A 26476-nucleotide genomic window follows, 5' to 3' on the forward strand; every position below is an offset into this window, starting at 1 on the left:
GCGACGTCAGGCCCACTCGTAGGACATCTCGCCCGCGACCCCGAGGTGCTTGCACAGTTTGTGGATGCCACCGAAATCCTGGACCAGCGCGGATCGCCGGGTGTCGTGTTCGGCGTCGTCGATCATCGCCTGACCGCCCTCGAGGTCCAGAATGTCGACGATGGTGTGCCAGGTCGAGTAGTCGTTGCTGCTGAAGGCGGTCATCGCGTCGACCAGCCGGTCGAGGAAGAGCCGCCGGTCGCCGGGGTTCAGGGTGTCGTAGACGACGCCCGCGATGTCGTCGGCGATCGAGGCGTGACAGTACTCGTCGCGATTGTGCAGCCGGACCGTCGCCCGGTTGACCGGCTGGATGACGTCGTTCTCGGAGATCAGGTCGAGGTAGGAGCTGATCGAGATCTCCGCCACGGTCATGAAGGCGAACGTCGTGATCGCCCGCTGCCTCGGGTCGGCGGCCTCGGTCGTCGCCGCGCGCTGGCGGCGCAACGTCAGGACGTCGGGCAGGGCGTTATTGGGCATCGCCCAACCGCGTTGACGGCGCGTGACCGCGCTCGCGTTCAGGTGCATGAGGGTGTGGTACTGCTCGTCCACCATCGCCTGGTGGACGGCCACGGCGAACGTGTCTCCGAGCCCGGTGTCGAGGGCGTCGTGCGCGACGAGGTCGAACCCGGGATTGACCACGTACTGCTCGATGTCCATGACGTTCTTGTTGAACGCGATCCAGGCCCACGCCCGCAGCTGGTTCCGTTGCTCGCCGCCCATGCGGAGGAACCGGTCGTGATCGGCGAACGGCAGCAACTCGTTCGGGTAGTCCTGCTTGCCGAGGTCGAACAGCGCGTCGAGGTCCGGTTCCGGCTTCTTCACGGTCGCCCGCTGCCCCCAGTTGCGGGCGAGCCGCGTCACGACGGCACTCTCCACCGGATCGGACGGGTCGTACTCCGGGAGCGAGGGAAAGTTCCGGGTCGTCATGACGTATCTCCGTTCCGCGGCTGTCGGTGAACGAGATCGGTGAAGAGGTCGGCGCACAGCCGGGCGAGGGGTTCGTTCCGGTCGCCGAGGGGGGACGTCGCGCGGGACATGAGCGCGGCGAAATCGTCTTCCGAACCCTGCTCGACGGTGTCGGTGAGCGTGGCGAGCGCGGCGGCGAGCGCGCGGCGGGCGTCGCCGGCGAAGGGATTGCCGGCCTGGATGTCGTGGTAGACCTCCGGGACGCCGCCGCCGACCCGTGCGAGGAGCGCGAGCGAGACGAGATGCGGAGGGGTGCCCACCGCGGTGAGTTCGGCGCCGTCGACACCGAGTTCCGCGAGAGCGAGGCCGAAAGCGAGGACGCCGGCGTGTGTCAGTGCCTGGGTCGCTGCCGTGAGCCGGTCGTGGTGTTCGGCGTCCAGGCGGACCACCGAGGATCCCCAGCCGGACAGTGCGGACAGGAACCATTCGACCCCGGCGCCGTCCCGGTAGGTCACGGCCGCGACGGGGCGGCCCTCCGGTCCGAGGGACGGCGCGAACATCGGGTTGATGCCCACCGCGCCGCCCCGCAGTGCGCTCTCCCGCAGGGCCGCATCGAATCGAGATTTCACGGACAGCGTGTCGACCAGCAGGGCCTGCTCGCGCAACTCCGCGACGACGAACGGAATCGACTCCAGCGCGACGCTTTCGGGTATCGCGAGGATCACCGCATCGGCGTTCTGCACCACCGCCCGCATTTCCGGCGTCGGGTCGGTGACGTCGCCCTTCATCTGATCCGAGTCGGACCGGTCGGTGAACCGGATATCAATGGTGCGCACCGTGTTTCCGTCGGCGCGGAGCCGGGTTGCGAGCATCCGGCCGACATCGCCCGAACCGCCGATCAGTGCGACGGTCCTGGCGGATGCGGCCGGGGCGTTCACTGCCCGATCTCGTTCGGCCGGTCTGCCGTCACGGACAGCGCCCGCAACATGGTGGCGGCCTTGACCATTGCCTCGTCGAACTCTTCCTCCGGGTCCGACAGCGCAGTGATCGCACCGCCGATGCCGAATGTCACCTCGGTGTCCGTGGCAACGATCGTCCGGATGACGATGGACAGGTCGGCCGTCCCCGTCAGCGAGAAGTAGCCGATCGAACCGGAATACACACCGCGCGGCCCGGACTCGAGCCGGTCGATGATCTCCATCGTCCGGATCTTCGGGGCGCCCGTCATCGATCCGCCGGGGAAGGCGGCCCGGACACACTCGACGACGGAGGCGTCGGCGCTGAGGGTTCCGCGCACGGTCGACACGAGTTGATGCACGGCCGCGTACGTTTCGACGTCGAACAGCTTCGGAACGTGCACCGAGCCGGGAACGCACACCCGGGCCAGATCGTTCCGCGTCAGATCGACGATCATCAGGTTCTCGGCGCGATCCTTCTCGCTGTCGAGCAGATCCTGCCGCAGCGCCGCGTCCTTGGCGGGGGTGGCACCGCGCGGACGGGTCCCCTTGATGGGTTTGGACTCCACCACCCGGTCCGCGCCGATCCGCAGGAACCGTTCGGGGGAGGCGCTGAGAACGGACAGTCCGGCGAACTGGAGGTACGCGCTGTACGGAGTGGGGCTGATGGAGCGCAGCAGTTCGAACGTGTGCAGGGGATCGATCGACTGGTCCACCGTCGCCATGTTGGTCAGGCACACCTCGTAGGACTCGCCGGTCCGGATCTCGCCGAGCGACGTCGCGATGTGGTCGAGGTACTTGTCGTGGTCGTGCCGCAGGGCGAGTTCGGCGGATTCCGGTTTCCGGATCGGCGGCACCGCGGTCGGCGGCTGGTCCGGCTCGGCCAGCCGGTGCAGCGCCGCCTCCATCTCGTCGAGCCAGCGGCGCAACTCCGGATCGTCCTGGTGATCGCTCAGGCACAGCGCGTACGTGCGCTCGTTCGAATGGTCGATGACCACGGCGCGGTCCGCGAACACCAGCGCGGCGTCCGGGGTGGGCGACTTGTGTGCCGCCGTTCCGCCGGTCTCGGCCTTCAACTCGTAGCCGAGGTATCCCACGTAGCCGAGGCCGAACGGCACACCCGGGAGTCCGGGCACCGACCGTGCCTGCAGTTGCCGTTCGAGGTAGTCGAAGAACGGTGCGTGCACCTGTTCGACCGGCAACCCCTCGCGCGTGATCCGGACGATCGCTTCGCTGACGTCGTACGTGATGTATTCGGCGCGCGGACCGGAACAGTTGCCCATGATCGTGAAACGCGAAGTCGGTTCCGACGCCGAGGTCCCGTCGAGCCAGAACGCGTTGGGTCCGGACGCGAACAGATCCTCGAACGTGGTGCGGGGGTCGACTTCGTGGTCGACCCGCACCTGCTGGACCACGTACGGCGCGTGGGGGATCGGGATTCTGAGCAGGGAACCGTGCGTGGGTGTCCCGGAATGCGTCTGCGTGAGGTCGCGGAAGTTCGCGAGCAGTTCGTGGCCAAAGGCGGTGCTGATCGATTCGGGATGGAACTGGACTCCCCACAGCGGGCGGGTGCGGTGCCGCACGCCCATCAGGAGTCCGTCGGCCGTCCAGGCGGTGGCCTCGAGGTCGCCGGGGAGATCCTCGACGATCAGCGAGTGGTAGCGAACCGTCGGGAACGGCGACGGAATGCCGGCGAAGAGTTCGGAACCGTCGTGGTCGACGAGGGACACGCGGCCGTGCATCGGTTCGGGCGCGAGCACCACCTTGCCCCCGAACAGCTGGCACAGCCCCTGGTGGCCGAGGCACACGCCGAGCACGGGGAGTTCGGTTTCCCTGATGATGCGGGCACTGATCCCGAAGTCGCGTTTCCGGTCCGGCCGGCCGGGGCCGGGGGAGATGACGATGTTGTCGAAGTCGGACCAGGGGATCGAACCCCACTCCACGTCGTTGTGCACGACCGTCGGCGGTTCCCCGTTCACCTCGGCCAGCAGGGTGAACAGGTTGTAGGTGAAGGAGTCGTAATTGTCGACCAGCAGCGTCCGGGTACTCATCACGACTCGACATTCGCAGACGGCACGGAACTGTGGCGAACCTGGTGGTTGCCGGCGTGGCTGTGGCTGCCGTTGTGGTTGCCATTGTGGCGGGGAGCCTCGTCGACGGTCTCCGCGTTGATCACGAGGTCCTCGAGCCGGCACGTCTCGGCGATGAGGAGGTCGTAGAGCGAATCGAAGAACTCCGGGGAGAGGGAGTGGCTGTCGGCGTACTGGCGCGCCCGTTCGTGGACGATGTGGATCCGTCCCGGCTGCATCATGGCGATGTGCTCGCGGCGCTTCAGTTCGCCGATCCGCAGGCACACTTCCAACCGCTGCCGGACCGCCTCGAGCAGGGTCGCGTCGACGGCGTCGAGTTCCGCGCGCAGACTCTCGAGTGCGTGCTGCGCCGAGGCGTCAGAATGCTCTCCGGAATCGTCGCCGTTCCGCTGTTCTACGGAGAAGTACATAATCGCCCCACTCACTCGATCGGCAGTAGCTCTCTCATCCCGACTATCGTGTGTCGTTGGTGGTTCGTTTCCATGAGCCTTCCGGATGGCCGGGAGTGCCGTGGTCGATCGGCCGAAAACGAACCTGGTGGGTTATCACCCCCGGGAGTCTCGATCTCAGGTTGAGACTTTGATGGACGGTTGGCTAACGTAACCTGAAGTCTATTTCCGCACACTCAGGATACGAGGAATATGCGTATATCGTCGGCCACTAGGGCTCTGTTGTGCGTGCTGGCAGGCATCGTGATGCTGGGCAGTGCGGCACCGGCGGCAGCGGATCCCGTGGAAGCGGAACCCGCGCCCGTGGTCGATCCGTCCGCGCTTCCCGGGGCCAACGACTGGAGCTGTAAGCCGTCCGCGGCGCACCCCCGTCCCGTCGTGCTGGTGCACGGCACCTGGACCGGCATGGTGGGGACGTGGAAGGACCTCGCTCCGGAGCTCAGCGCGGACGGCTACTGCGTCTTCGCCCTCAACTACGGACAGGCGGCCGGTCTGACCAAGGGCAACATGATGCGCATGTTCGGCGGCGCCGACATCGAGGAGTCCGCTCGGCAGCTCGCCGGGTTCGTCGAGCTGGTCCGCACCGCCACCGGTGCTCCGCAGGTCGACATGATCGGGCATTCGCTCGGCGGCACGGTGTCCCGCCAGTACCTGCGGTTCGAAGGCGGTGCCGACCGGGCGAACCCCGCGCTGAACAAGGTGCACTCGCTTGTCACGCTCGGCGCCACCAACCACGGCACCAGCTTCGGGGACGTCCAGTCGCTCGGTGCGATCGCGCAGGCACTGGGTGTGCCGGTCACGACGCTCGCCGGTGTCGCGGTCGGGCCGTCCTACATCCAGCAGATGGTGGGCTCGCCCTTCCTGCAGCTCCTCAACGCGGCGGGCGACACCGACCCGGGCATCGACTACACGGTGGTCGCCAGTCGCAGCGACACCGTGTCCACCCCTCCCGAGAACACGTTCCTGACAGCCGGTCCCGGGGCCGCCGTGCACAACATCTGGCTCCAGGACGGCTGCGACACGAACACCGCGGACCACGGCCAGCTGACCACCGATCCGCGGGCCGTGTACATCATCCAGCGGGCACTGGACCCCGGTTACGGAGACCGCAACCCCGCACCGTGCTGACCCGGCGCGGGTGATCGGCGGCGCCGGTCAGTCCCAGATGCCGACCTCGTCGAGATGTGCGACCAGTCGCTGGGCGCCGTCGATGAAGTGGGCCTTGTTCTCGGCGCCGACCACGTCGGCCTTCCCGTCGGCGAGCGCGGCGATGAGGCGCCGGTGGCTCTCGACCGCCGACTCGCCCCAGGCCGGATCGGACGAATAGAACTGCACCGGCGTGTACCGGGTGGCGCTGAGCAGGAACCACGACAGCTTGCTCGCGTCGGCGAGATGGTTGATGACCCGGTGGAAGGAGAACTCGAGATCCTCGATGCGGTCGGCCTCGCCGTCCTCGACGGCCCGCCGCAGCTTCTCATTGATCGCGGTCAGCTCCTCGACGACCTCCGGGGTGACGGACCGCGTCGCGCGGACCGCGAGTTCCTCGGCGATCTGGCCCTGTAGCCAGAAGAGGTCGTGAATGTCGTCCCGGCTGAGCGGGGCGACCACGTAGCCGCGGTGGGGAACCAGTTCGACGAGTCCCTCGCCGCGCAGGGTCAGGAGCGCCTCGCGGACGGGTGTGACGCTGACACCCAGGTCCGCCGCCGTCTCGTCGAGGCGGATGAAGTCACCCGGGCGAACGCCCCCGGACATGATCAGGTTGCGGACGTGCACGGCGACGTCGTCCGACAACTGGGGTCGGCGGCGCAGGGTGCGGCCCGCTGGGGATCGTGACACGGAGGGCGATGCCATGGAGAACTCCTTCGATGCGGCAAACCAGCATAAACCGCAGTGGATGTTTACAAGCCGTAGGTCTTGCCGATGATGTCGCGCTGAATCTCGTTGGTACCGCCGTAGATGCTCGAGACGATGGTGGCGCGGACGTGCTTCTCCATGTCGAACTCGGTGGCGTAGCCGTACCCGCCCATCATCTGCATGCCCTCGAGCGCGACCTTCTTCGCCGTCTCCGTGACCTTCAGCTTGGCCATCGACGCTTCGCGGGCCAGCATCTTGTCGGGGTTCGCGTCGACGTCCTTGGCGACGCTGTACACGAGCAGTTTGCAGCACTCGATCTCCGTCGCGAGATCGGCGATGCGGTGGCGTAGCGCCTGGAACGATCCGACGGGACGCCCGAACTGCTTGCGCTGGGTGACGAAATCGAGGGTGTCCGCGAACGCGCGCTGCGCGGTGCCGAGCATCATGGCGGCGAGGATCAGGCGTTCGAAGTTCAGTCCGGTCATCAGCTGGCGCCAGCCGTTGCCGACCTCGCCCACCACCGCGTCCTCGGGGAGGACGCAGTCGGTGAAGTAGAGGTCGTTGACCTCCTTGCCGCCCATCGTGTCGATGCCACTGATCTTCAGTCCCGCGGTATCCGCGGGGACGTGGAACATCGTGAGGCCTTCGTGTTTGCCGTCGCCGCGCCCGGTGCGGGCCACGAGCAGGATGTTGTCGGCGAAGTGCGCATTGGAGCACCACGTCTTCTGGCCGTTGATCACCCAGCCGTCGGCGGTCTTCTCCGCGCGGGTGCTGAGGTTGCCGACGTCGGAACCGGCCTCCGGCTCGGACATCGAGATGGACTGCGACCGGCCTGCCACGATGCCGCGCAGCACGACGTCCTTCTGTGCGTCGGTTCCGAACTTCGCGTACGCGCCGCCGGTGATCAGGGTGGGCCCGATTCCGCCGATGGGCGCCATGCCCTTGGCGGCTTCCTCGAGCAGGATGCACATGTCGACGTGGCTCGCGGCCGAGCCGTCGTACTCCTCGGGGATGGTGATGCCCAGCCAGCCCAGCTTCGCCATCTTCTCGTAGAGGTCCTGATTGTGGTTGTGCTCGCCGTGATTCGTCAGCCTGTCGCGTTGCTCGCGGGTGCCGCTCTCCCGCTTGCAGAAATCGGCGATCGCCGCCGCGAAGTCCTTCTGTTCACTGGTGAATTCGACGCTCATGTCCGGGGAGCTCCTCGTGGGTGATGCGGGCGGCGAACAGGCCGGCCGGGGGTGACTGTGTGGGGCTTGCCGCGATGGGGTCAGCCGCATACTGTGATGTCCACTACATTACATCACATCACATATATTTGATGTGATCTCGAGGGAGGATATCGACCATGCCACAGCAGGCGGAGACGACCGAGACGACGGCAGGCGCTCAGCCCACGGCTCCGACGGGGCCGGCGGAGTCGGCGCCGAAGACGTTCGCGTCCCTGGACCCGCGCGACGGCACCGTCCTGGCCGAGTACCCGATCGAGGGGGAGCGGGAGGTGCGCGCCGCCGTCGACGCGGCCCGGTCGGCCGCGCAGTGGTGGAACGCCCTCGGCTTCGACGGCCGCAAACAATGGCTCCTGGACTGGAAGAAGTCGATGGCACGGGACGGCGAGCAACTCGCCGCACTCGTCGCCGCCGAGACCGGCAAGCCCTACGACGACGCGCTGCTCGAGGTGATGCTCGCCATCGAGCATCTCGACTGGGCGGCGAAGAACGCGGGCAAGGTCCTGAAGCGGCGCAAGGTGCCCTCCGGTCTGGTCAGCGCGAACCAGGCCAGCAGCGTCGGGTACGAGCCGATGGGTGTGGTCGGTGTGATCGGGCCGTGGAACTACCCCGTCTACACGCCGATGGGCTCCATCTCCTACGCGCTGGCAGCGGGCAACACCGTCGTCTTCAAACCCAGTGAACTGACCCCCGGGGTCGCGGTGTGGCTCGCCGACAAGTGGAAGGCACTCATTCCCAATCAGCCTGTCCTGCAGGTGGTCACCGGCGACGGGTCGACAGGTTCCGCCCTCGTCTCCGCCGGCGTCGACAAGATCGCCTTCACCGGGTCCGCCGCCACCGGCAAGCGCGTCATGGCTGCCTGCGCCGAAACGCTCACGCCGCTGGTCGTCGAGGCGGGAGGCAAGGACGCCATGCTCGTCGACGCCGACGCGAACCTGGACGAGGCGGCCGGGTTCGCCGTGTTCGGGGCGATGGGCAACGCCGGACAGACGTGCGCGGGCGTCGAGCGCATCTACGTCGTCGACTCCGTCTACGACGAGTTCGTCCGGCTGGTCGCCGAGAAATCGAAGGTCCTGCGCCCGGGGCCACGGGACGCGGCGTACGGCCCCATGACGATGACCAGCCAGTCCGACGTGGTTCGCAGCCACGTCCAGGACGCACTCGACAAGGGTGGATCCGCGGTGGTCGGCGGACTCGACTCCATCGCGGACGGGTACGTCGGGCCCATCGTGCTGACCGGCGTTCCCGAGGACAGCACCGCGATCCGCGAGGAGACGTTCGGCCCCACGGTCGCCATCAACAAGGTCGCCAGCCTCGACGAGGCGGTCGCGTTGGCCAACGGCACCACGTTCGGTCTCGGCGCATCCATCTTCACCAAGGACGCGACGAAGGCGATGCAGGCTGCGGAAAAGCTCAGGGCCGGTGTCGTGACGATCGGTTCGGTGCTCGGGTTCGCCGGCGTGGCGGCGCTGCCGTTCGGCGGTGTCGGAGATTCGGGCTTCGGCCGCATCCACGGCGCGGACGGTCTGCGTGAATTCAGCCGGGTCAAATCCATCGCCCGGCAGAAGTTCGCGGCTCCGCTGAACCTGCTCACCATGCAGCGCAAGTCGCGGGACATGAAGATTTCCGCCTGGATGTTGAAGAACCGACACGGACGCTGATCGCGGGAGGGCATCCACATGCTGACGAAGACCATGCGCACCGGCACCGGTGCGCCGGGCGGGGTTCCACGGGGCAGGCACGGCTGGCAGCGCCGGATCGAGGAACTCGACCCGGTCAGGGACCACGAGGAGATCCACCGCATCACTGCCGGCTACGAGTTTCCGTGGGACTACCAGCGGTCCCTCGAGTTCGCACTGTTCCGAACGTATTGCGTCCCCACGATTTCGGAACTGCTGCAGCGCACCGGCGAGTTCGAGAAGCGGCCGCAGAAGCGATACGACGACACCGCGTTGCTGATGGCCGAACTCGTCGAACACGGCTACGACTCCGAACGCGGCGTCGAATCACTGCGCGTCGTGAACCGCATGCACGGCAAGTACGACATCGACAACGACGACATGCTGTACGTGCTGACCACCTTCATCTACGAGCCGATCGACTGGATCGACCGGTTCGGGTGGCGGCGGCTCACCCCGAACGAGCGTCTTGCGTGCTTCCACTTCTACCGTCAGGTGGGGGTTCGCATGGGGATCAGGAACATCCCCGAGACCTTCGAGGACTTCTACCGGTTCAAGGCCGAGTACGAGCGGACACACTTCCGGTACACCGACGATAACCATCGGGTCGGCACGTACACGCTGACGCTGTTCTGCTCCTGGTTTCCGGCGGCACTCCGGCCGCTCGTCGCAATGGGGGTCTACGCGCTCCTCGACCCGATGATGCTGGCGGCGTTCGGATTTCCCGCAGCCCCGCGCTGGCTGCAGAACGCGTCCCGACGTGCGCTGCGGATCCGGGCGCGTTTCGTGCGCCTCCTGCCACCGCGCCGCGAATCGAAGGCCGCACGCGATCCGCGCAACCGGACCTACCCCGGATACCCGGTGGGCTACCGCCCCCGTGACCTCGGCGCGGACAACGACAAGCAACGAGGAGCCCGCCGGCGGGCAGCATGAGAACTGTGTCCCTGGGCGATTCGCCCAGGGACACACGCTCAGTGACCCAGCAGCACGGCCGTCATCAGGGTGTGGAGCCGGGCACGCGACTCCTCGCGGGTGTCGAAGTGGACCAGTCGGCCGATGTCGAGAACCAGCCCCAGCGCCGCGTGCACCAGAAACCGTGCCTCCGGCGCCGAGAGTTCGGACCGCACGGCGGTCACCAGGTGGACCCATTCCTCGACGTGCAGGCGCTGCACGTTGCGGAGATTGGTGCGCTCGTTCTTCGGGAGGTTCCCGATCTCCGCGAAGTAGACCGACAGCACTTCCGGGTTCCCGAACGAGAGTTCCAGGTACGACTCGGCGAGTTTGCGGAGCGCATCTTCGGGTCCGGTGGCGGCCGACAAGGCCGCCGAGGTGGCTACGGCCAGCCGGTCGGACGCGCGGTAGAACACCGCTGCGAGAAGATCTGCCTTGCTGGGGAAGTGGCGGTACACGCTCGACGCGTTGATGCCGGCCGCGGCGCCGATCTCTTCGATGCTCGAGTCGTGGTAGCCGTGCCGGTCGAAGATCTTGACGGCCTCGTTGATGAGCAATTCACGCTTGGACGTCACGGCCAGGCCGCGCACCGCACCTGCGCCTGCGTTCTCTCCTTCGGTCGGGACGGCGGGAGGCAGTGTCGCGCGCAGGATCGATTCACAGGCAGACTTCAGAAGCGCGTCGAGTCGGCGCGTCGCGAGGGTGGTGCGATGTGCGCTGATGCTCGCCATCACGCTCAGTGTCGACGCCCCCAGCGTCGTCGCGTCGACGGCGGTGAGTTCGGGGCGAATCTCGCGCAGCGGCGCGGCCACGCACTGCGTGACGTGCACGAAGACGTCGCGGATGCGGGTGCGATCGTCGGCCTCGAGGTACCGGCCCTCCCAGCGGTAGAGCCCGGCGACCTTGCGGTTCTCGATGCTGATTGCGACGAGCGCGGAGATCAGATGGTCGAGTCGGTCTCCGGGCTCGAGGTCGGCGACGCCGCCCCGTGCGCCGTCCGCGGTTGCCTGGAGCGCGTCGGCCGTCGTCGTCGCCGCGTGGACGAACAGCGCGTACTTGTTGGGATAGTGCCGGTACAGGGCGGGACCGGAAATGCCGATGGTGGCAGCGATCTCGTCGACACCGACCGCATGGTAGCCGCGCTCGCTGAAGGCTTCGGCTGCGACGTTCGCGATCTGGGCCTTGCGATTCTTGGGGCGGCGGCGGATCGGCCGGTCGGTCGCGGCACCGGCCGCCGTGCTGGTCCGGGCCACGGTCACCTCCAGTAGTGGGCAGTCGTCTGCCAATTCCTCTGCCGGTCATCTTAACCGAGACTCCCGCACCGACGAGCCTCGGATGGTCACCCTGCGCTGGAGTGTTCGCCCGGCGTCTCGATGAATCGCCAGTAAGACAGTACGAAAAGTGTTCCGAGAGGTATTGACACGTACCGAACGACACTAATAAGTTAACAGCAATTCGCGTGCGACGATGGCTTCTTCCGTCGCCCGCCTTCCCCCGGCCTCGCAGGTCGATTCCCTCGGAGGTAGCTGGCGTCATGAGTGCACCACGGCAACTGTCGACCATCCCCGCCGTCGCAGCCGACGGTCTCCGGGTGGTCGTGGACGGCGGGATCCTCCGGATTACGATCGATCGGCCCGACCGGATGAATGCACTCGATCTGGCACACATGACCGCACTCGGCGACGTGCTCGAAGGCGCGGCGGCGGATCCTGCCGTCCGCGTCGTCGTCCTCTCGCGTGCGGGCGCGCGGCATTCTGCACCGGCGCGGATCTCGCGGCGGCGGCCGCAGCGGGCGGCCGGGAGGCGCCGCTGGAGGTGGTGATGGATTCCGCCAATCGCGTGATCCGCGCGATCGTCGACCTCCCGGTCCCGGTGCTCGCGCAGGTACGCGGCGCGGCTGTCGGTGTCGGGGCCTCCATCGCCCTGGCGGCGGACCTGACGTACGCCGCCGAGGACGCGTACCTGCTCTTCGCGTTCGTCAACGTCGGGCTCATGCCCGACGGCGGATCCAGCGCGCTGATCGCCGCCTCGATCGGCAGGGCCAGGGCCAGGGCCATCGCGCTGACCAAGCAGGCTCTCACGGCGACCACCCTGACGGAACTGGACCCGGCGCTGGGCCGCGAGAAGGCGGGCCAGACCGAATTGCTCCAGTCGCCGGACTTCGCCGAGGGGTCACCGCCATGCTCACGAAACGTGCTCCGAACTTCGGCAGCTGATGCGAATTGTGGTTAACAAGACCGTTCCGATAGACGTCGACATCTGTAATACTCGTCACAGCCTCCGTGTGGGGCCGAGGGGCGAACTCGAGTACAGCGAAGGGACCACCACCACATGTCATCACGTAGCGAGACGCTCACGCAGCCACTGCAATCCCGCCGCAACCACTGGAACAACTGGGTTGCCACCCACGCCCGGACGAAGCCCGGCCATCCCGCGTTCCGCCATCTCGGGCAGAGCACGTCCTGGCGCGAACTGCACGAGCGTTCGCAGGCCCTCGCGGCGGCGCTGTCCCGGCGCGGGGTGAACTTCGGCGACCGCGTCCTGCTGCTCACGCTCAACCGCACCGAATTCTTCGAGGCGGTGCTCGCGATCAACGCGCTGGGCGCGATCGCGGTCCCGGTCAACTTCCGGCTGACACCGCCCGAGGTCGCCTTCATCGCACGGGACTCGGGCGCACGAGCCATCTTCACAGAGCCCGCGCTCGCGCCTCTCGTTTCCGCTGTGCGGCAAGATGTTCCCGATCTCGGCCTCGCGATCGTCATGGGCGCGGAGACCGAGGGCGACGTTCTCGGTTACGAGGACCTCGTCGCGGAAGACGGTCCCGCCTTCGCCCCCGTCGACCTGCCGGAGGACACGCCGTCGCTCATCCTCTACACCTCCGGCACGACCGGAACACCCAAGGGTGCGGTGCTGTCGCACTCGAACATGGTCGGGCAGTCCATCACCTGCATCCGGGCGATGCGCTACGACAGGGGCGACGACGTCGGGTTCCTCGCGTCCCCGGTGTTCCACGTCGCCGCCCTCGGTTCGGTGGCCCCGATGCTGATGCTCGGCGCGACGACCGTGATCCACCCCCTCAAGGCGTTCGACCCTGCCGAGATGCTCGACGTGTGGGAGCGCGAGCGCATCACCACGGTGTTCCTCGTTCCGGTGCAGTGGCAGGCCGTTTGCGCCGACCCCACTGCCGCGGGCCGCGACCTCGCCCTCCGCGTCATCAGCTGGGGTGCCGCACCCGCATCGGACACCGTCCTGCGCGCCATGGCGGAGACTTTCCCGAAGGCTCTCGTCGTGGCGGTGTTCGGGCAGACCGAGATGTCCCCGATCACGTGCGTGCTCGACGGCGACGACGCGATCCGCAAGCTGGGCTCGGTGGGCAAGCCCGTCCCGACCATCCAGACGCGGATCGTCGACGACGAGATGAACGACGTCGCCCCCGGCACCGTGGGCGAGATCGTGTACCGCGGCCCGACCATGATGCAGGGCTACTGGCAGAACCCGGCCGCGACGGCGGACGCGTTCGCCGGCGGGTGGTTCCACTCGGGCGACCTGGTGCGGCAGGACGAGGAAGGCTTCGTCTACGTGGTGGATCGCAAGAAGGACATGATTATCTCCGGCGGCGAGAACATCTACTGCGCCGAGGTGGAGAACGTCCTGTTCGGGCATCCGAGGATCCGGGAGGCCGCCGTGGTCGGCAGGCCCCACCCCAAGTGGACCGAGGTGCCCGTGGCGATCGTGGCGCTCGACGACGACGGCGACGATCTGACGGTCGACGAACTCGCCGCGTGGCTCGAAGACAAACTGGCCCGTTACAAGCATCCGAAAGACGTCGTCGTCGTCGACGCCCTCCCCCGGAATGCCAGCGGCAAGGTCGTCAAGGGTGAGCTTCGAAAAGCCCACGGCGCCCACGACGTCGCGGTCGTCTGACCCCGATTCCCATACTGCTCGACGCCGGTCACCGATCGCAGGTGACCGGCACCGGGGGAGGACCGCGTGACATTCCAGCTGCCACCCGCCAAAGGGCCCGTCAGCCATTTCGCCAACGAAGTCGGTGCGCTCATCGGGTTCTCGATCGCGACCACGGTGGCCGCCGTCCGAGTTCTGGTGCGGCGCAAACTGGCCTGGCGGGAACTGCTGGACCAGGCCTGGCGGATCGCCTCGGTCACGTCGGCGCCGGCACTGCTGCTGATGATCCCCATCGGAGTCCTCATCGCCGTCACGATCGGCAGCCTCGCCGGTCAGCTCGGCGCCGAGGGGTACACGGGGGCGGTCGTCGGGTTCGTGATCGTCGGGCAGGCGTCCGCGCTGGTCTGTGCGCTGATGCTGGCCGGGGTGGGCGGGTCCGCGATCTGCGCGGACCTCGGCTCGCGCACGATCCGCGAAGAGGTCGAGGCCATGGAGGTCCTCGGACTCGATGTGATCGAGCGGCTCGTGGTTCCACGGGTGCTCGCCGCGGTGCTGGTCGGCGTCGCACTCTGCGCCATGGTCACCGCCGTCGGAGTGTCGGCGTGCTTCCTTTTCCAGGTGGTCGTCCAGAACAGTTCGGCGGGAAGTTTTCTCGCGGCACTGTCCCAGTACACGCGGCTGTCGGATTTCGTGGTCGCCCTCGTCAAGTCGATGGCGTTCGCGGTGACGTCGGCGCTCGTCGCCAGCTTCAAAGGGCTGCACGCCAAAGGCGGACCCAGCGGTGTCGCCGACGCCGTGAACGAGGCCGTCGTGCTCGCCTTCATCCTCGTGTTCATCGTCAACACCGTGCTCAGTCAGCTCTATTCCGTTCTCGTCGTCCCCGTAGGTGGTTACTGATGGTCGTGAGTACCCGATGGCCCGCAGCACACTGGGTGCGGTCCAGGGTCCGGCAGCCCTTCGAACTGATGACGGGACTGGGCCGGGAATTCACGTTCTACGGCAGCGTGATCGCAGGCGTCCCCCTCGCGGTCGTAAAGTACTGGCGGCACATCATGCGGCAGATCGGCGACATCAGTTTCGGTGGTGCGACCCTGCTCGCCGGCGGCGGAGCGATCGGAGTCGTCTTCGCGATGTCCGCGGTCGCGGCGACGCAGGTGGGCATCGAGGGGTTGCGCGGACTGGACCTGCTCGGAATGGGGTCGCTGTCCGGGCTCCTGTCCGCGATCCTCAACACCCGCGAACTCGCGCCCGTCATCGCCAGCATCGCGCTCGCCGCGAAGGTTGGGACGGGGTTCACCGCACAGCTCGGCGCGATGCGCATCTCGGAGGAGATCAGCGCGCTGGACGCGATGGCGATCCCGTCGCTGCCGTTCCTCGCGAGCACCAGGCTGGTCTCGTGCCTGGTCTGTGTGGTGCCGCTGTACGTCGTCGGGCTGCTGTCGTCCTATTTGGCTTCGCGACTGGTGATCGTCACGTTCAGCGGGCAGTCGGCCGGAACCTATGACTACTACTTCCACCTCATGCTCACGCCCACCGACGTCGCGTACTCGTTCGTGAAGGCGGTTGTGTTCGCGACGATCATCGCGCTCGTGCACTGCTCGTACGGGTATCACGCCTACGGCGGGCCCGAGGGCGTCGGCCGGGCGGCCGGGCGCGCGCTGCGTACCAGCATCCTCGCCATCGGCATCGTCGACCTGCTGCTGACGCTCACCCTGTGGGGTCTCGTCCCCTCCGCCCCCGCTCTGGGGTTGCCGTGATGCGCGGCCGCCCGGGAGGTCCGGGCAACGGTGCCCTCGCGGTGCGGGGTGTGATCGGAGTGGCGGTCCTGGCCGTCGGATCGGCGCTGCTGGTCGGTTTCGGCACCGGTGCGATCGTCACCGACCCCGTGGTGACGGCGACGCTTCCGGCGGACGCCGGTGCGGTGAAGGCGCACACCACGGTGTCCTACAAGGGCGCAACCGTCGGCACCGTGTCGAGCGTCGACCCCGGACAGGACGAGACGGGCATGGACATCAGTCTCCGCCCCGAACAGATGCAGCACATCCCGGCGTCCGTCCAGGTGCGGGTGGTGCCCCGCACGTTGTTCGGCGACCAGACCGTCGAGCTGGTGTCCACCGCGGGAACCGGCGGTGCGCGGCTCGAGGCCGGTGCCCGGCTGCAACCCGACACGTCGGCCGAGACCGTCCAGATGTACGACCTGTACTCGAAGGTCTACGACCTGGTGTCCCGGGTGAAGCCCGAGCAGATGCAGGCCGCGCTCAGCGCCGTCGCCGACGCATTGCGCGGGCGCGGCGAACAATTGGGGCACACCATCGACAGCCTCCACACGGTGGCGCAGTCGACCGCGCCTCTCGTCGACTCCCTCGCGGAGCGCGCGCCGCAGATCGCACGGATCAGCGAACAGCTGGCGACGGCCGCACCCGACGTCCTCGCAAGCATGGACGCGGCGGTGTCGCTGTCGAACACCCTCGTCGAGAACACCGGCAGCTTCACCGGTTTCCTCGCCGCCTCCCTCGTCGTGACGAGGAACTCCGGCGACGTCCTGGAGCAGAACGCGGACAACATGATCGCGGTGGCACTGAATGTCTCACCGACCCTGGGCACCATGGCCGGCAAGTCCGACCTGCTGCGGGCGACGCTGGACGAGGCGGGTCCGTTCGGTGACGCCGGCGCCGCCGTCTTCTCCACCGGTACGTTCGCGGTGCGGGTCGCCGCCGACCTGTCGAACCCGCGGCCCTACAGCTCGTCCGACTGCCCGCGGTACCCCGGCCTGAACGGACCGAACTGCGGGGGCGGTGGCGGAGGATGAGCGTCCGGAACTCGGCAATCAAACTGGCGGTCTTCGCCGTCTTCGGAATTCTCTCCGCGGTCCTCGTGGTGAACACACTGCGGGTGCCGGTGGAGGGACCGACCGTCGCGTACAAGGCGTTGTTCACCGACGCCCAGGGGGTGACTGCCGGCAGCGACGTCACCATCGCCGGTGTGCGGGTGGGACGGGTGGCTTCGGTCGACATCGTCGACGGCGACGCCGGAAGCGCCACCGCCCTGGTAAATTTCGAGGTGCAGCGCGATCAGACTCTGCCTGCCGGCACGACAGTCGCGATCCGATACGGCGACCTGCTCGGGATCCGGTATCTCGATCTCGCGGCCGGTTCGTCGGGCGAGGAGGGCACCCTCGCGGAGGGCGACACGATTCCGCTCGACCGGACGTCGCCCGCACTCGATCTCACGAGTCTCTTCAACGGATTCAAGCCGCTGTTCGACGCGATCGACCCGAAGCAGGTCAACGAACTCGCCACCGAAGTCGTCGCCGTGTTCGACGGCCGGAAGACGAGCATGGAAACGCTGCTGCGCCGGGTCGCGGACGTCACCGGCACCCTCGCGAATCACGATCAGCTGATCGCTGATCTCATCGCGAACCTCGAGGTGGTGGTGGGAACGGCGGCGGCCCGCGGTCCGGAACTGTCCCACCTCGTCGACAGCCTCACCCAGTTCAGCGGGATGCTCGCCGAGAACAACGAGGTTCTCATGGACACCCTCGATCAGAGTGCGGCGGTGAGCCGCTCGGCGCTGCAGATCGTCGACGGGCGGGTTCCGGAACTCGGCCGCACGGTGAACCGACTCGAATCGCTGACGGGGGCGATGGTCGGTGCCGACCCGGAATTCGATCACCTGATGGTGGCCATGCCGCAATTCTTTGCTTCCGTCGACCGCTCGGGCTCCTATGGTTCCTGGCTCAACATCTACCTGTGCACGTTCATCGTCAACGTCGACGGTCGCGAAGGCGCCCTCGGTCCCGACCTGCATTCGAGGTACTGCCAATGAGTGTCACCGACACGGTGCGCGACGTCTGGGACGCGCTGGCCGGAAACCAGCGGGTGCGGCCCGTCAACCCGTTGATCGTCGGAATCGTGGGAATCCTCGCCGCGACGCTGGCGCTGGCCCTGGTTCTCGTGATCCCGCGGGTGAGCTTCAGTGTGCGAACCGACGGTTACACCGCCGAACTCGCGAACGCCGCAGGCCTGACCGATTCCGACTACGTGTACGTGGCCGGGGTGCCCGCCGGCCGGGTGACCGCGGTGGACCTGGCGGGCGATCACGTGGTCGTCCACTTCCGGCTCGACGGCGCGCGTCACCTCGGGTCGACGACGTCCGCGGGCGTCAAACTGTCGACCATCCTCGGCAAGCGGTATCTTGACGTGTCACCGTCGGGGCCCGGCGACCTGGGCGACGACGGAGTGATTCCCCTGAGCCGCACCAGCGTTCCGTACTCGCTCGACGACATCGGCTCGTCCGCGCTCGAGACGGCGGACGACCTCGACCTCGGCGGACTGCAGAAGATGCTCACCGTCGTGACGGACACGGTGCCGCAGGACGCGACCCTCAACCGGGAGGCACTGTCCGGGGTGAGTGCGGCGTCCGCGATCCTGGCGAAGAACGCGGATCAGGTCACGCAACTGCTCGACAGCTCGCGAACCCTCACCGACGTGCTGGTCGGTCAGCAGGATCAGCTGACCACCCTGCTCGGCAACGCCGACGTCGTGATGAACACGCTCGCCACCCGGCGCGAGGCGATCCGCCGGATGGTCGACGATCTCCAGGCCCTGATCGCGCAGGCGTCCCAGTTCCTGGGGGAGAACACCGCCGAACTCGACTCACTGCTCGCGAACGCGCGGCAGGTGACGGAGCGACTCGACGCGAACCTCGCCAACCTCGACGCACTGCTCACCACGGGTGCACCGGCGGCGAGGGCGCTCGTCAACGCGACCGGAAACGGTGACTGGGCCGACGTGTCGGCGCCGTCGGCCGTGATCGCCGACAACCTGCTCTGCGTCGTCGGACTGATCACGGGATGCTCGTGAACGCGGGAACCGCACGCCGGGTCGTCGGGATCGGCGGCGTGCTCGTCCTCGTGGTGGCGATCGTCGTGGCCGGGTGGCTGCTGATCTTCCGCACCTCCTCCACCGTGATTCATTCCGAATTCGCCTACGTCAACGGCGTGTTCCCCGGCACCGAGGTGACCGTGCTCGGCGTGCCCGTCGGCACCGTCGAGTCCGTCGAACCGCGGGGCGGGGTGGTGACGGTCACGATGTCGATCGCGTCCGACGTCGTGGTGCCCGCCGATGCGCACGCGTACGTGCTGGTGTCCTCCGCGATCGGGGAGCGTTTCGTCGAACTCGGTCCCGCGTACACCGGCGGTCCGGTGCTGGAGAGCGGGCAGACCATTCCCCGCGAACGCAGTCATTCGCCCATCACCTGGGACCAGTTGATGGACAGCGTCGACACCGTCGTCAAGACCCTCGGCCCCGACGGCGGCGACGCCGGCGCCGCGATCTCGGCAGCCGCGGCGTCCACGGACGGGCTCGGTCCCGCGATGAACGACGCCATCCGCACACTGTCGCAGGCGAGTTCGGTGATCGCGGGTAACAGCGCGGACGTCGGAGCGCTCGTCGACAACCTCGAGATACTCGTCGACACGATCTCGGCGCGTCAGGCGCAGGTCGACTCCCTCGCCGGGTCGCTCACCGCCATCGGAGACGAATTCGCCGGGCAGCAGTTCGCGATCGGCGACACGGTGAACCAGCTGTCCGCCTTGCTGAATCACATCGACCACCTCGTGTCCGCCCGGGGCGGCGACATCGCCGCCGGCATCGACGATCTGGCGGGGGTGAGCGAGGTGCTGCAGCGGCACGACACCGACCTCGCCGAGATCATGGACCTGGTGCCGTTGCTGATCGACAACATCCAGCGCGCGGTCACTCCCGACCAGCGTGCCCGCATCCGGTTGAACATCTCCACCAACCTGGCGCAGGCCGAGCCGACGTCGCCGCTCTGCGCGGTGGTGGATCCGATCCTCTGCCGGGGAGCGGGAATCACCAACCCGATTCAGTTTCCGCCCAGCATGTCCGACCCGTTCGGGCTGCGCGAACTCATGGTCGGAGGACGATGACGATCCGCACGAGAACGACGTCGCTGACGGCGGCGCTGATCGTCGGCGCGACGCTGCCCGCCGCCGGTTGTTCGCTGAGCCTGCAGGAACTGTCGGTGGGCCGCTCACCGGACGGTCCGTCCTACGAAATCACCGCGCAGTTCGACGGCGTCGATCGTGTCGTGCCCGGCGCCGAGGTTCGGGTGGGACAGGAAGTGGTGGGCCGTGTCTCGGACGTGTCGACCCGGGATTTCACCGCGGAGGTCGAGATGCGGATCCGCGACGACGTCCCGATTCCGCGGGACGCGACGGCACGCATCGAATTGCCCACGGCCCTCGGTAATCCCTTCATCCGACTCGACGTCGCGGATGCGGCCGGCGCACCGATGAGCGAGGGCGACGTGCTCCCGCCGGCGCAGACGTCGCGCGGCCCCGACATCGAAAGCGGGCTGGCCGCCCTGGCCACGGTGCTCAACGGCAGCGGCATCGACCAGATACACGCCATCATGAACGAATTGACCGCCGCCTTCACCGGCCGCTCCGACAAGATCCGGGAACTGGCGGACATGCTGAACGACACGCTGGGCGTCGTCGACGACCACCGGGACGAACTCGATCGGGCGATGGTGGCGTCCCATGCGTTCGCGGCGGAACTCGCCGCCGGGCAGCCGGTCCTCGACCGCGCGATGACCGATCTGGCGCCGGTGCTGGATCTCCTGGTGTCGCAACGAGATCAGATCACGGCGCTGATGGGGGAGGCCTCCCGGCTCAGCCGTGAGGCGCAACGCGTCCTCGGCAGTGCCGGATCCGCACTGTCGACCGAGATCAGCGACGCCGGGACCGTGCTCGCCGCCCTCGACGGCTTCGAGTCGGAACTCGCCCCCACCCTGAACTCGGTGGCGACGTTCCTCGGCGGATTCGCCGCCGCCACACCCGGTGACTACACGACATTCGACGGAACGTTCGACGTCACCGCCGTCATCGCGAAGCTGCTCACCGGCTCGGCTCCGCTCGAGGTGCCCGAAGCCCGCACGTTGCCCGAGGTACTCGGCGGAGGCGTCCGATGATGACACGCCACGTCGTGGCGCAGCTGGTGTTGTTCCTCGTCATCTCGGTCGCCGCGATCCTGTTCGGGCTGCGGTACGTCACCGGGCCGGACACGTTCGGAAACCCCATTCACCTGACGGCCCGGCTCGACCACGCCGCCGGTCTCGCGCAGGGTGCATCCGTCAACTACCGCGGAGTCGGAGTGGGAAGGATCAGCTCCGTCGACGTGAACGAGGAGGGGACGGGCATCGTCCTCGGCATCGAACTGCACCCCGGCACACAGGTGTCCGCCGGGTCGACCGCGAAGATCACCACCGAGAACGCGATCGGTATCCAGGCGCTCGACATCATGCCGGGCAGCGCGGATCCGCCGTACCTCGCGGACGGGGCCCTCATCGACGTCCCGCAGGAGGGGATTCCGCGATCGCTCGACGTGACCCTCGTCCAGACGACGGACCTCGTGAACTCGATGGACGTCACCGCCCTGTCCTCGCTCGCGGACACGTTCGGCACCGCCTTCGGGGGCACGGGACCCGACCTGCAGAACATGCTCGACGGTTCCGCCGAGATCGCCCGGACCCTCGAAACCCGCACCGACGCACTGTCGACCATCGTGAACAAGGGCATTCCGCTCCTGGACACGGTGGACGGACTCACCGCGGCCCTCCCCGAGTCGGCGAGCACCGCCCGCAGCGTGCTCGAGCAGTTGCGGGCCCACGACTCCGCACTCGTCGACCTGCTCGGGCGCTCGCCGCAGACGATGGCCAGCCTGGACGCACTGCTGCCGGGAAACCGCGACTCCCTGGGCGCCCTGATGGCGAATCTGGTTCTCCCCACCGAGATCGTCGGCGACCGGACCCCCTCCCTCGAGTACGGCCTGACCATCATGCCCGGCGCACTATCGAAGATCGCGTCGATCGAGAAGGGCGGCCTCGCCGACCTTCTCCTCGTCGGAACGCAGGGGCCGATGTGCGTGTACGACGCCCCACGCCGTTTGGTGACCGAGGCGGAACCGAGCACGCCCGCGCTGGACTGGACCTGCCAGTCGCAGCAGTATCTCGAGCAGCGGGGCGCCGTGAACGTCCCTCGACCCGACGACCGTGGGCAGGAGAACGCGACCAGGAACGGCGGTGTCTACGGCCCACCCGCCGCGGACGATCCGCTGGTCATCGAACCCCCGCTGACGGGGCACACCCCGCGTTAGACCGGTTGCTACGCCGGGTTGCCCGCGGCCCGGCGGTAACCGCGCACCGCGGGGTAGGTGAAGATCAGCAGACCGCCGACCGACCACGCGATCGTCTTCAGCAGAGGTTCCGCGACGGGACCGCCCATCGACAGTCCCTTCATCGCGTCGATCGCGCAGGACATCGGCTGGTTCTCGACGAACGGCTGGAGCCAGGTGGGATAGGCGCCGGTGGGCACGAACCCGGAGTTGAAGAACAGCAGGAGGGTGCACAGCAGGGAGAGAATCTCGACGAGTGGCGCCTTCGCCGCGTTGACCGCGAGGGCCGTCACCATCGTCGCGAAACTCACCCCGAACAGCAGCGGCAGCAACATCAGGGCGATGCCGGCGAGAATGCCCTGGTTGAACCGGAACCCGATGGCGAAACCGACCGCGATGATCAGCACGGTGGTGAGCACGATCCGCACGGATTCGGCCATGAGACGGCTGAGCAGGCCCGACGCGCGGTGCACGGGCAGCACCCAGAAACGGCTCAGGAGCCCGTCCGCCCATTCCTTCTTCAATGACAGACCGCCCGCGATGGAACCGAACATCGCGCCGACGAGCGTGATCATCGGAACGGTCCCGAAGACACTGTTCACGCCGGTGGCCTTGGTGATCGAAATCCCGAGCACCGCCCAGAACATCAGCAACATCAACGCCGGGTACACGATCGCCTGCAGCATCGTGTACGGGTCCCGGGCCCAGCGAAGCAGAAGGCGCTTGGTCTGCAGCAGGCTGTGCGAGAACAGCGCGGTGAGAGAGTTCTCCGGGTGGGGTTCGATCACCTCCGGAAACGTCACCGTCGCCGGTGAGTCGGATCGGTACTCGGTGGTCATCCGCGCCTCACATTCGACCAGATCGACAACGGAATGAAGACCAGCGCCAGCCCGCCGCACCACAACAGGGTGGGTGTCAGCTGGTGGAACGTGATGGTGCCATCCGTCATGGCACGCATGGACGTGGAGAACTGCGAGATGGGCTGATTGCGCACGAAGCCCTGCGCCCACTCGGGGAACTGCGTCACCGGAACGAAACCGGAGGAGAACATGCCGAGGATCAGCTGGGGGAGCGTCAGCGCCTGACTGGTGACCTCGGGACTGCGGGTGAGGGTGCCGAGGGCGTCGGCGCCCGTCGTGAGGGTGAACCCGATCAGCATCGCCAGCCCGCAGAACGCCGCGGTCATCCCCAGTCCGCCGGAGAACCGGAAGCCGATCGCGTATCCGTAGCCGATCGCGGCGACGAGTGAGATCGTCGAGTGCACGAGGCACGCGGTCATGCGCGCCGACAGGGGGACCGCCGCCTTGACCGGCATCGTCTGGAACCGGGAATTCATGCCGTTCGACGCCTCGGTGGCCGCGCGGTGTGCCGCCGAGATCGCGGTGAACGCCATCGCCTGCAGGACGATGATCGGCATGACGAACTGTGCGTAGTCGATGCCCTGGAACTTCATCACCAGACGCAGCGGCAGATAGAAGCCGATGGTGAAGATCAACGGCGCCAGCACTGCGATGAAGAACTGGCCGAACACCCACATCGTGTGCAGATTCCGCTGGGACAGCGCAATCCACTGCTGGACGCTCGACGGGTGCGGCCGCCGGTGCTTACCTTCGAGGGTGCGCTCGAATCCGAGCTGGGCGGGCGCCGTCACGACGGCAAGCTCTCGTCGACGCGGACGTGGCCGGTGAGTGAGAGGAACACGTCGTCGAGGGACGGGCGCCGCAGGGCGATGTCGGCGAGTGTGACCCCGGCGAGGTCGAGTCGGCGAAGAACCTCGGCAAGGGTCTGGGCGCCGTGCTCGGCGGGAATCGACAACCGGTCGGTGCCTTCCTCGATGACCCGGCCGGGTGGGCACAGGCTCGTGAGGATCTCCCGGACGCGTGGCAGGTCGTCGAGGCTGACCGGGACGACCTCGCAGTAGCTTCCGCCGGTCCGGGCCTTCAACTCGTCCGCCGTGCCCTCGGCGATCACGGTGCCCTTGTCGATCACGACGATGTTGTCGCTGAGGAGGTCGGCCTCCTCGAGGTACTGCGTCGTCAGCAGGATCGTGATGCCCTGCTCCTTGAGCGCGGACACCAGGGACCACACGCCCTGGCGGCTGCGAGGGTCGAGGCCGGTGGTCGGCTCGTCGAGGAACACGACCTCGGGACGGATCACGAGGCCGCAGGCGATGTCGACGCGCCGGCGCATACCGCCGGAATACCCGGACACCTTCCGGTCACCCGCGTCGAGCAGATCGAACTGCGTCAGCAGATCCTGCGCGCGCGATTTCGCGGACGCCTTGGGCAGGCCCATCAGCCGGCCGAACAGCACGAGATTCTCGCGCCCGGTCAGCGACTCGTCCAGTGCGGCGTACTGACCCGTCATCATGATGCTGCGACGGACGTCGGCCGACTCCTCGACCACGTCGTGCCCGGCGACGAATGCGCGGCCCGCATCGGGGCGCAGCAACGTCGACAGCACGTTGACGGTGGTGGTCTTCCCTGCGCCGTTGGGGCCCAGGATGCCGAGCACCGTGCCGCGGGGCACCTCGAAGCTGACACCCCGCAACGCTGCTACGTCTCCGAAGGATTTCTCGATTCCCTCGACAAGAACGGCGGTGTCAGGTGCTGGCATGTCCTCGAGTATGTCACGCGAAGAGGGCGATCAAAGCAGACCGGCGAAGACCTCCCCGCCCGCGGAACACGGACTGAAATCTTGTGTAACGGGTCGAGACAGGTCCGCGATAAATGCCGGACGTCTGTACCACTTCGGCCCCGGCGGCCGCGGTGGAATCGATCCCGTCCGGCCGGAAGATCGTGCTGTGCCGCGACGTTCCGGATCCGAGCAAGTGCCACAGGGCAATTCGGGTCGCGGCCGCGACCGCCGGACCGAATGTGAGCTTCGACATGCGCCTTTCGCGTCCCCGTCGGGTGCGCGCCGACCCGTAGCCGGTCGCTCCTGCTGCTTCTGTCCCTGTCTACTTCTGTCCTTACTACTCGGGGGTGACCCACGTCGTGATGTCGGCGTGGACCACCTCGGCGCCCCGGCGGTCGAGGATGCGCACGGGCACGACCACGTCGGTGCCCGCGGTGATCGCGCCGAAGTCCGGCAGTTCTGTCAGTTCCGCGATGGCGCGCAGCGGGCCGTTCGCCTTGGCGAGGTAGTCGACGGTCATCGACTTCGGGATCCACCGGTGGGTCGACGGCACGGTCGCCTCGGACAGCATGCCCATGGCGGCCTCGGCGATGTTGCACGCGGCGATCGCATGGAACGTGCCCAGGTGGTTGCGGACGCCCCACCACTTGGGCGCCCGCACCTCGCAACGGCCCGGCCGCATCTCGACGACGCGGGGGAGCACCGAACCGAAGTAGGGGACGCGGATGCACATGCCGACGGAGAACAGCGCGTGTCCGAGCGCGTTGTCGGGGAGCTTCTGCCAGGCGGCGTAAGTGGGGCTCGAGGGTGTCATGCCCAGATCTTACTTGAAAGTAAGTTTCAGGCCCGGCGAGAGTGATCGAGCCCGGTTTGATCTCTTCTGCCCGGTACGGCATACTGGTCGGGTTGCCTTGTCTGGGACGCGATCGTTTGCGGCCCGAAACAGGTGGGGTGAAACGTCGCGGTGTAGATCGAATGACCTGCTCGCGGCCACATGCAAGACGGAAGCAGTACCTACTGGCACTCGAAACGAGTGCATCCGGTACGCGTTCCCGGCCCGAAGAGCTGAAAAGTTGCGGGTCGGAGAATGAGTGGGAGGGCGACACGCCCGACCGCGTGTACCGGAGAACCATGACAGATGAACAGCGGCAGCGGATCGGGTGTGTCCCGGTCGCCTAGCGTTCGGACAGTTGCGGCCCAGGTAAGGGACTGTGCAGACGAGGTAGTTCGGCCCGACTCGGGTGGGACTACGAAACGCGGCAAGAAAAGGACACTAAGCGTGGCGGGACAGAAGATCCGCATCAGGCTCAAGGCCTACGACCATGAGGCGATCGACGCGTCAGCGCGCAAGATCGTCGAGACGGTGACCCGTACCGGGGCCCGCGTCGTTGGACCCGTGCCGTTGCCGACCGAAAAGAACGTGTACTGCGTCATCCGCTCGCCGCACAAGTACAAGGACTCGCGCGAGCACTTCGAGATGCGTACTCACAAGCGGCTTATCGACATCCTCGACCCGACGCCCAAGACGGTTGACGCGCTCATGCGCATCGACCTTCCGGCCAGCGTCGACGTCAACATTCAGTGAGCG

General features: G+C 67.4%; 24 protein-coding genes and 1 pseudogene. 14 read left to right on the plus strand and 11 right to left on the minus strand.

Features of this window, described 5'->3' with window-relative positions; translation table 11 throughout:
- Positions 1-6: 6 nt before the first annotated feature.
- From JWS14_RS33265 to JWS14_RS33280, 4 genes are read right to left on the minus strand one after another with little or no spacing between them, the layout of a single operon-like run.
- Entirely contained in the window at positions 7-966 is a 960-nt protein-coding gene (locus JWS14_RS33265; protein WP_072945652.1) for a diiron oxygenase, read from the minus strand.
- On the minus strand, positions 963-1883 hold the full coding sequence (locus tag JWS14_RS33270; RefSeq protein WP_206015175.1) for a prephenate dehydrogenase/arogenate dehydrogenase family protein: 921 nt from the start codon (positions 1881-1883) through the stop codon (positions 963-965). The genes JWS14_RS33265 and JWS14_RS33270 overlap by 4 nt, the downstream gene beginning before the upstream one ends.
- Positions 1880-3952 (minus strand): aminodeoxychorismate synthase component I, encoded by a 2073-nt coding sequence (pabB, locus tag JWS14_RS33275; protein WP_072945658.1) that lies wholly within the window; start codon positions 3950-3952, stop codon positions 1880-1882. The genes JWS14_RS33270 and pabB overlap by 4 nt, the downstream gene beginning before the upstream one ends.
- Complete coding sequence (locus JWS14_RS33280) at positions 3952-4401, minus strand: chorismate mutase family protein (RefSeq protein ID WP_095860938.1); 450 nt, start codon at positions 4399-4401, stop codon at positions 3952-3954. The genes pabB and JWS14_RS33280 overlap by 1 nt, the downstream gene beginning before the upstream one ends.
- A 231-nt stretch (positions 4402-4632) precedes the next feature.
- Between JWS14_RS33280 and JWS14_RS33285 the strand changes: the two genes are divergently transcribed.
- Positions 4633-5568, plus strand: coding sequence for an esterase/lipase family protein (locus JWS14_RS33285; protein WP_072945663.1), 936 nt, complete (start codon positions 4633-4635; stop codon positions 5566-5568).
- A gap of 27 nt (positions 5569-5595) precedes the next feature.
- On the opposite strand, the gene JWS14_RS33290 is transcribed toward JWS14_RS33285, so the two are convergent.
- Together JWS14_RS33290 and JWS14_RS33295 are read right to left on the minus strand one after the other, a co-directional pair.
- On the minus strand, positions 5596-6291 hold the full coding sequence (locus tag JWS14_RS33290) for a GntR family transcriptional regulator (RefSeq protein WP_072945665.1): 696 nt from the start codon (positions 6289-6291) through the stop codon (positions 5596-5598).
- Positions 6292-6338: 47 nt separating this feature from the next.
- Positions 6339-7481: an acyl-CoA dehydrogenase family protein gene (locus JWS14_RS33295; protein ID WP_095860937.1), complete on the minus strand. Its 1143-nt coding sequence runs from the start codon at positions 7479-7481 to the stop codon at positions 6339-6341.
- Positions 7482-7639: 158 nt separating this feature from the next.
- On the opposite strand from JWS14_RS33295, the gene JWS14_RS33300 reads away from it, so the two are divergent.
- Positions 7640-9181 carry an aldehyde dehydrogenase family protein gene (locus JWS14_RS33300; protein WP_206015176.1) on the plus strand — a complete coding sequence of 514 codons (1542 nt, stop codon included), beginning with the start codon at positions 7640-7642 and terminating at the stop codon, positions 9179-9181.
- A gap of 18 nt (positions 9182-9199) precedes the next feature.
- Positions 9200-10132 carry an oxygenase MpaB family protein gene (locus tag JWS14_RS33305; RefSeq protein WP_072945671.1) on the plus strand — a complete coding sequence of 311 codons (933 nt, stop codon included), beginning with the start codon at positions 9200-9202 and terminating at the stop codon, positions 10130-10132.
- Positions 10133-10170: 38 nt separating this feature from the next.
- Here JWS14_RS33305 and JWS14_RS33310 read toward each other — a convergent pair whose 3' ends face one another.
- Positions 10171-11409, minus strand: coding sequence for a TetR/AcrR family transcriptional regulator (locus JWS14_RS33310; RefSeq protein WP_072945672.1), 1239 nt, complete (start codon positions 11407-11409; stop codon positions 10171-10173).
- 302 nt (positions 11410-11711) lie between these two features.
- On the opposite strand from JWS14_RS33310, the pseudogene JWS14_RS33315 reads away from it, so the two are divergent.
- From JWS14_RS33315 to JWS14_RS33360, 10 genes and pseudogenes are all read left to right on the plus strand, one after another.
- Positions 11712-12366: pseudogene (locus tag JWS14_RS33315) on the plus strand (enoyl-CoA hydratase-related protein).
- Between the two features lie 115 nt (positions 12367-12481).
- Entirely contained in the window at positions 12482-14074 is a 1593-nt protein-coding gene (gene fadD5, locus JWS14_RS33320; protein WP_206015177.1) for a fatty-acid--CoA ligase FadD5, read from the plus strand.
- A gap of 66 nt (positions 14075-14140) precedes the next feature.
- Positions 14141-14950 (plus strand): MlaE family ABC transporter permease, encoded by an 810-nt coding sequence (locus JWS14_RS33325; protein WP_072945674.1) that lies wholly within the window; start codon positions 14141-14143, stop codon positions 14948-14950.
- Complete coding sequence (locus tag JWS14_RS33330; protein ID WP_206015178.1) at positions 14950-15810, plus strand: MlaE family ABC transporter permease; 861 nt, start codon at positions 14950-14952, stop codon at positions 15808-15810. The genes JWS14_RS33325 and JWS14_RS33330 overlap by 1 nt, the downstream gene beginning before the upstream one ends.
- Positions 15810-16862 (plus strand): MCE family protein, encoded by a 1053-nt coding sequence (locus JWS14_RS33335; protein WP_206015179.1) that lies wholly within the window; start codon positions 15810-15812, stop codon positions 16860-16862. Before JWS14_RS33330 ends, JWS14_RS33335 begins: the two co-directional genes overlap by 1 nt.
- Positions 16859-17878 carry an MCE family protein gene (locus tag JWS14_RS33340; RefSeq protein ID WP_072945677.1) on the plus strand — a complete coding sequence of 340 codons (1020 nt, stop codon included), beginning with the start codon at positions 16859-16861 and terminating at the stop codon, positions 17876-17878. Before JWS14_RS33335 ends, JWS14_RS33340 begins: the two co-directional genes overlap by 4 nt.
- Positions 17875-18915 (plus strand): MCE family protein, encoded by a 1041-nt coding sequence (locus tag JWS14_RS33345; protein WP_206015180.1) that lies wholly within the window; start codon positions 17875-17877, stop codon positions 18913-18915. The genes JWS14_RS33340 and JWS14_RS33345 overlap by 4 nt, the downstream gene beginning before the upstream one ends.
- Positions 18906-20003, plus strand: coding sequence for an MCE family protein (locus JWS14_RS33350; RefSeq protein WP_206015181.1), 1098 nt, complete (start codon positions 18906-18908; stop codon positions 20001-20003). The genes JWS14_RS33345 and JWS14_RS33350 overlap by 10 nt, the downstream gene beginning before the upstream one ends.
- Positions 20000-21049: an MCE family protein gene (locus JWS14_RS33355; protein ID WP_206015182.1), complete on the plus strand. Its 1050-nt coding sequence runs from the start codon at positions 20000-20002 to the stop codon at positions 21047-21049. The genes JWS14_RS33350 and JWS14_RS33355 overlap by 4 nt, the downstream gene beginning before the upstream one ends.
- Positions 21046-22233: an MlaD family protein gene (locus tag JWS14_RS33360; RefSeq protein WP_206015183.1), complete on the plus strand. Its 1188-nt coding sequence runs from the start codon at positions 21046-21048 to the stop codon at positions 22231-22233. Before JWS14_RS33355 ends, JWS14_RS33360 begins: the two co-directional genes overlap by 4 nt.
- Positions 22234-22241: 8 nt before the next feature.
- On the opposite strand, the gene JWS14_RS33365 is transcribed toward JWS14_RS33360, so the two are convergent.
- From JWS14_RS33365 to JWS14_RS33380, 4 genes are all read right to left on the minus strand, one after another.
- Complete coding sequence (locus tag JWS14_RS33365) at positions 22242-23090, minus strand: ABC transporter permease (protein ID WP_072945688.1); 849 nt, start codon at positions 23088-23090, stop codon at positions 22242-22244.
- Positions 23087-23902 (minus strand): ABC transporter permease, encoded by an 816-nt coding sequence (locus JWS14_RS33370; protein ID WP_206015184.1) that lies wholly within the window; start codon positions 23900-23902, stop codon positions 23087-23089. Before JWS14_RS33370 ends, JWS14_RS33365 begins: the two co-directional genes overlap by 4 nt.
- Positions 23899-24867, minus strand: a complete 969-nt coding sequence (locus JWS14_RS33375) for an ATP-binding cassette domain-containing protein (RefSeq protein WP_072945692.1) — start codon at positions 24865-24867, stop codon at positions 23899-23901. The genes JWS14_RS33370 and JWS14_RS33375 overlap by 4 nt, the downstream gene beginning before the upstream one ends.
- Before the next feature lie 358 nt (positions 24868-25225).
- Positions 25226-25702, minus strand: coding sequence for a hotdog fold domain-containing protein (locus tag JWS14_RS33380; protein ID WP_206015185.1), 477 nt, complete (start codon positions 25700-25702; stop codon positions 25226-25228).
- A gap of 465 nt (positions 25703-26167) precedes the next feature.
- On the opposite strand from JWS14_RS33380, the gene rpsJ reads away from it, so the two are divergent.
- The gene (rpsJ, locus tag JWS14_RS33385; protein ID WP_003938093.1) at positions 26168-26473 is read left to right on the plus strand and encodes a 30S ribosomal protein S10; all 306 of its coding nucleotides are present in this window, start codon (positions 26168-26170) and stop codon (positions 26471-26473) included.
- Positions 26474-26476 lie beyond the last annotated feature (3 nt).

The organism is Rhodococcus koreensis, assembly GCF_017068375.1.
In the GTDB taxonomy this organism is placed as follows: Bacteria; Actinomycetota; Actinomycetes; order Mycobacteriales; family Mycobacteriaceae; genus Rhodococcus_F; species Rhodococcus_F koreensis.